Raw genomic sequence first — 5787 nt, 5'->3', positions numbered from 1 at the left:
GCGTAACCTACAACAACCCCTGCTAGTACATAAAGCATTGGTAATGAAGAAGCTTGCGAACTAAGCATCAAGCCAATTCCTAAGGCTAATCCGGCTATCATAATGAGCTTACGAAGTCCCAATTTCTCTTGTAATTTACCCGCAAACAAAGTTGAAAATGCTAAAGAAAAGCTAGTAATTGAGAAAGTTATCGCAACAGCATTAAGACTCCATCCGTATTTACTAACTAAAGGTTGATTGAATAAGCTCCATGTATATATCGTTCCAAGTCCCATTTGTACAATAACTGTACCAAGTACAACAAGCCATGGATTAATAGATGATTTTTTCATACTATCCTTCCACCTCTTTCGATTTGATGCCTTTATTGTATAGGATGTAAACGATTGTGTAGGTACTTACAACACAGAGCGTCAAATATATGAAATCAATTACAGAAAAGGAAGGATGAAATGCAAAAAGCTGCTCGTTAAATACGAAGCAGCTTCTTTAATTCTTTTGCATATGTGCGGCTTACAGGCACTTTTGAATCCTCTTTCATAATTAAATTATACGTAGAGTTAAACCACGGCTGGATTTCAGAAATATGATTTACATTTACGATAAAACTACGATGAACACGCTGAAAATTCGTTTGCAGCAATTTCTTTTCTAAAATGGCAAGTGTATCGTATGTCACATACGTATCACAAATCGTTTTCACAATTACTTTTCCGTCCAACAATCCAGCATATACGATATCTTCTATATTCACTAATACAATCGATTCATCAATAGGTAGCGCTAATTTTTCCATTCTGCTAGATACATTGGGCGCATGTACTTCTTGTTTTTCCGCCATTTCATGCTGTTTTCGTTTTTTAAATTTCTTAATCGCTTGAACAATGCGCTCTTCGTCAAACGGCTTTAAAATATAATCTAAAGCATCTACTTCAAAAGCCTGAATGGCATATTGATCATAGGCCGTTGCAAATACAATAGCAGGTGGATTTTTCATCTTCTTTAGTATATTAGCAATCTCAAATCCATTATCATCCGACAGCTGAATATCTAAAAAAACAAGATCCGGTTTACTTTCTATCAACTTCTCTAACGCTTCTTCTACACTGTCTGCCTCGTCAATAATATCGACCTCTTTCGTTCGATATAATAAATATTTTAATTCGTCACGCGCTAACATTTCGTCATCAATTACTAATATTCTCAATATCGCTTCCCCCTTTTCTTTGAATTGGAATCGTAAAGGAAATCTCCGTCCCTACTTCTAGTCTACTTACAATATGAAGCGTTGTATCTTTTCCAAACAACCCTATTAACCGTTCATTAATATTATATAATGCTGTTCCCGTTCCTTTTTTTGACGATACAACTGCTTTTCCTAACCGCTCTAATCGCTCTGGTTCAATCCCTTGACCGTTATCTTTTACTTTGAAATGTACGCTGTTTCGCTTAGCATAAACATGAATTTCAACTTGGCATATCGGCTGTTTTTTAGAAAATGCATGACGAAGAGCATTTTCTACTAATAATTGCAGCACAAACGGTGGAAGCAAAATAGTATGCAGTTCGTCTTCAATGTACATTTTCACTTCATATTTATTCGGAAATCTTGCTTGTTCTAACGACAAATACGCATGTACATGATTTAATTCCTGTTCCAACGGAATAAGAAGCTGCCTTGCACCTTGTAAATTGCAGCGAAAATACACGCTTAGCTGCAACAATAGTTTTCTTGCTTTCTCTACATCTGTACGACATAAAGCAGAGACTGTATTAATCGCATTAAAAAGAAAATGAGGGTTAATTTGTGCTTGCAGCGCCTTTATTTCCGCATCTTGCAATAATTTACTTTGCAGTTCTGCTTCTCCAAGCTCAAGCTGCGTTGAAAAGATTTTTGCTAATCCTTCTGCCAGCTCTTCCTCAACGGGGCTTAATGAATTCGGATTTTTAAAATAAAGCTTTAACGTACCAATGGTCTTTCCATGAGATGTGAGCGGAATCACGATTGCCGCTTGTAATGAACACCCTTCATGCGGACAATTAATCTCCTCGCGCGACTTTGCTTTCATAATCTCTCCGCCCTTTAACACCTCTTTGGACAATTCAGTAATTAAGCTATGGGAAGGAATATGATGATCAGATCCTACTCCAACATGTGCTAATATTTTTTCTGTATCTGTTAAAGATACTGCATCTGTTCCTGTAAAGCGATGGATAATTTGTGCCACATGCGTACATGATTCTTCCGTTAACCCTTGGCGAAAATACGGAAGCGTTTTATCAGCAATGAGCAATACTTTATGCGTTTGTAATGCCTTCGTATGCTCTTCTTGTCGTATAATGGACTGAATCATTGACAATAGAATATAACTTCCAAAACCATTTACAATAATCATTGGGATTGCAATAGTTTTCACAATGCTCCAGCCGTCATCGATTATGAAAAGAATCATAAGCATTTCCAGCGATACCATACAGATGCTAAGCACTGAAGAAAACTTTGGGGTTATAACGCGATTCCATTTTTGATATAAATAGCCAATATAACCTGTCACAATACCAGCTAAAATAGAAGAGAGTGCACAGCTTAATGCAGTCGTTCCCCGAGCACATAACGATGAATACCAGATATAAATCCTACTCCTATTCCAACAATTGGACCTCCAAGTAACCCGCTAATCCCAATTCCCATAATACGCGTATTCGCAATCGTACTAGAAGAAGAGACGCCCCGTAGCCAGTTGTCATTCAAAATCGTATTACCAGAAATCTCAATCCCTGTGTAGTTGCTTACAATTGTAAATAATGAAAATATGCCAATTAACATAAAGCTTCCCTTATAGCCTTCTTGCTTATACAGTAGCCAACGGAACACCTTAATATGCGAAAGTAAATATCCTAAAATGACGATTAAACCAACGCGTTCAATCATCATCAATAATAAATTCCCCATTTTATGTCCTTCCTTCATGTATTTTTCATTCAATATAGTACATCATTATGTCTATCAAGGTCTATATATAACAGAAGGAAATAGGTGTCAAAAAGGCTGTTATATCAATATTTTCAAGCAATCTCATTACTTAAAAAAATACAACTCCAAACCCTTTCGGACACTGAACATTAGTTTAATCCACTATCCAAATTTGGACAACCAAAACCATACCTACATCAAATTGATGTTAGCACAACAATTGTTGTATAAAAAAATAGCGACTTCCCACAAGGGAGAGAAAGCCCCTTTTTTGCTTATCTCTGTTCTTGTTCTATTGCCAATAACCCAGTGGCTCAAACCCAACAGCTTTAATAAAAAAGGACTCCTAAAAATTGAGGGACGAAAAAACATCATACTGCTATGTATGCCATTTCTCACCTAGACGAAACATTCGATGCTGTAAAACAAGCTATTTCTGATTCGTGGAATCAAGATGTTGTAAACGGAGATTGGAATAGCAGAGCTAAATGTTTTGGAAATGTAGAGGCCCAAGTCGAGCTAGCAACTGTTCAATTAGTGGCAGGAACAAAAGGTGCTGATAAAATTTCAAAATTAGGTAACTTAGAAATTGCATCTCAACTCATTGAAAAAGGTTTAACTATTTGTAATGATTTAAAAAATAAAGAATATCAATATCGCTTTAAAATTTTAGAAAAGATGAACAATACATCTATCACTACAGAATTGAAAAACGCTGTATCAGCAGGAGTTTCATACTTTAAAAAAGAAGAATTATGGAATTGTATTGAAGAATATGCAGAACGACTAGCCAATAAATTTTATGCAGAAGAAAATCATATGAAGGCTAGTAAATATTTTTATATGAGTAATGAAGCAAGAAAAAGGTTATCAGTAAAAGGGCGTTAAAATGATGAAAAAGCTTAGATTAACGGTTACAGGATTAGTGCTAATTGGAATTATAGCTTTTAATGTTACAACATTAAACAAAGGTGACACCAATATAGGTGACGGTGGTATTATCAGTAATAAATCTGTAAAAGATCCTGGTGGTTTTGGTGTTATAAGTAATAAATCTGTAGGAGATCACGGTGGTTCCCCTTCTTATGAACATGGTGATACACCATCACCATGCCAACAAGCTAAGGTTTTGAAGTACCCCCTAAACGAAAATTTTCTTTCTCTACAGGTAGTTACTTTGAGAAGTCAGCTCATTTTTTTTCGTTTTGGGGCGTTTATTTTTCTTAAGTTGATGGGCCTATGGCGCTATCCTATTTAGAAAGAGATATTATCTTTCACCAGCACTTCTTGTTTAATAATTACATGAAAAAAAGCTTCCAATGTATTGGATCAGTTACTAATATGTAAACTATTACAACATCATAAAACCCTGAAACTATAAACAAGACGAGAGATGTTAAGATACATATTCCTGCATATCCTCCATTGTCCTCTGAAACATAATATGCAATCAATCCGAATACAAAAGACATCACAAGGAATACCATCTGTAAAATATCAAGTACAATCGATATTCTCATCTCAGCAGGAGTAAAATTACTGCCCGCATCATCAGCAGAATAGTTATAATTCCCATATAAAAATATTAATGCCCAAGTAATAAAAAACAACATCATACAAAGTAATGCTAAGGTGTTATATTTGTTTGAACGCATTTCTTTTCCTCCTAGTATTTAGGCTTAATATAACTAAAAGGTGTTCTAAAGATATAAACCTTCAAAACACCTCTTTATTATTTCAGCATTGAAAGCATTATTTTTTCCAGTTCCACTTTATTTACATTCCTATCGAACACTGCTTCCCCTGGATTGTCTAAACTATGATTAATAATGACAATTTGATACGCACTATTTTTCCCTTTTGCAGGAACAATCATCTTCATACCTTGTAAATTACTATGTGAGTTATGAGTAGAGTAGAATACTTGATTGCCTTCTAATTCGTATTGTTCAATGTTTTCTTCTACTACAAACAAATGATGGAACGGATCTTTACTTTCTCCGAATACTTGTGATTGAGAAATTGTATAATTTCCTTTTCCGTTCGCATATTCTAATTTAATAACTAATTCTGGTTTTCTTTTAAGGTAATAACCCACCTTTTCGTCCTTGAGGGTGTATCCTTCAATTGTATAAGCTGGCTTCTTAATTTGGAAATCCACATGTTGCTGCGCTTCTTCAACTGTATATGTTAGATACTTCCCTACCTTATCCTCATAAAGTTTAGATTTATTACGAAGTTCATTTAATTTTTCACGATTTTCTACGCTTAAACGCTCTTCTTTAACCTCTTTTATATTCCCTTGGAATTTTTCAGGCATGTTTACTTTAATTAATCCTTTTTTCTCAATATGTAATATCTCTTTATATAACTGCACATACTTCTCAAATTCTTCTTTTGTTAAAGCCTTTTCAGCATGGTATAAAAAGTCCGTTCGACTTTCATATGTTCTTTTTGAGAAACCCCACTCTTTTCTCGCATTTTCTTCTGTACCAAATAGCCTGTCTACAGCATTTTGGAAAGCATCTTTAGATTTCTGACTTTTTTCTATCGTTTGTCCCTTCTGCCTTTGATCTCCTTCTATTACAGGTGCATTGAATAAAGAAATAGATGCAACAGCAACTATTGCAATAATTCCAAGCACAGACCAGCGATATGATTTCTTTTGGAATTTCTTAATCATAAGAATTCTCCTCTTTAGCGTTCGTTTATTTCTACTTAAATTGGCTAGATTCGGTGCTTGATAATAACTTGAATAATGTTCTAAAAGAGTAATAATTGTATGTCCATATGCAATTTGTTCCTCTGATTCT

4 protein-coding genes and 3 pseudogenes are annotated in these 5787 nt (G+C 34.8%); 2 read left to right on the top strand and 5 right to left on the bottom strand.

All coding sequences use genetic code 11. The features are described from left to right. From AB1280_RS24440 to AB1280_RS24430, 3 genes and pseudogenes are all read right to left on the bottom strand, one after another. On the bottom strand, window positions 1-332 hold a 332-nt coding region (locus AB1280_RS24440; RefSeq protein WP_429757409.1), incomplete at its 3' end, for an MFS transporter. Window positions 333-469: 137 nt separating this feature from the next. Beyond that, window positions 470-1210 (bottom strand): LytR/AlgR family response regulator transcription factor, encoded by a 741-nt coding sequence (locus AB1280_RS24435; protein ID WP_272191250.1) that lies wholly within the window; start codon window positions 1208-1210, stop codon window positions 470-472. Further along, window positions 1188-2953, bottom strand: a pseudogene (locus AB1280_RS24430) (LytS/YhcK type 5TM receptor domain-containing protein). The gene AB1280_RS24435 and the pseudogene AB1280_RS24430 overlap by 23 nt, the downstream one beginning before the upstream one ends. Before the next feature lie 576 nt (window positions 2954-3529). Here AB1280_RS24430 and AB1280_RS24425 point away from each other — a divergent pair. Together AB1280_RS24425 and AB1280_RS24420 are read left to right on the top strand one after the other, a co-directional pair. Then, a pseudogene (locus AB1280_RS24425) lies at window positions 3530-3862 on the top strand (hypothetical protein); the annotation flags it as partial. Window positions 3863-3866: 4 nt separating this feature from the next. Continuing rightward, complete coding sequence (locus AB1280_RS24420; RefSeq protein WP_429754927.1) at window positions 3867-4232, top strand: hypothetical protein; 366 nt, start codon at window positions 3867-3869, stop codon at window positions 4230-4232. Window positions 4233-4272: 40 nt separating this feature from the next. Here AB1280_RS24420 and AB1280_RS24415 read toward each other — a convergent pair whose 3' ends face one another. Together AB1280_RS24415 and AB1280_RS24410 are read right to left on the bottom strand one after the other, a co-directional pair. After that, on the bottom strand, window positions 4273-4629 hold the full coding sequence (locus tag AB1280_RS24415; RefSeq protein ID WP_429754926.1) for a hypothetical protein: 357 nt from the start codon (window positions 4627-4629) through the stop codon (window positions 4273-4275). Between the two features lie 77 nt (window positions 4630-4706). After that, window positions 4707-5787, bottom strand: a pseudogene (locus AB1280_RS24410) (hypothetical protein); the annotation flags it as partial.

The organism is Bacillus sp. S10(2024) (genome assembly GCF_050473865.1).
Lineage (GTDB): Bacteria > Bacillota > Bacilli > Bacillales > Bacillaceae_G > Bacillus_A.
This window is presented reverse-complemented; position numbering and strand designations above follow the sequence as displayed.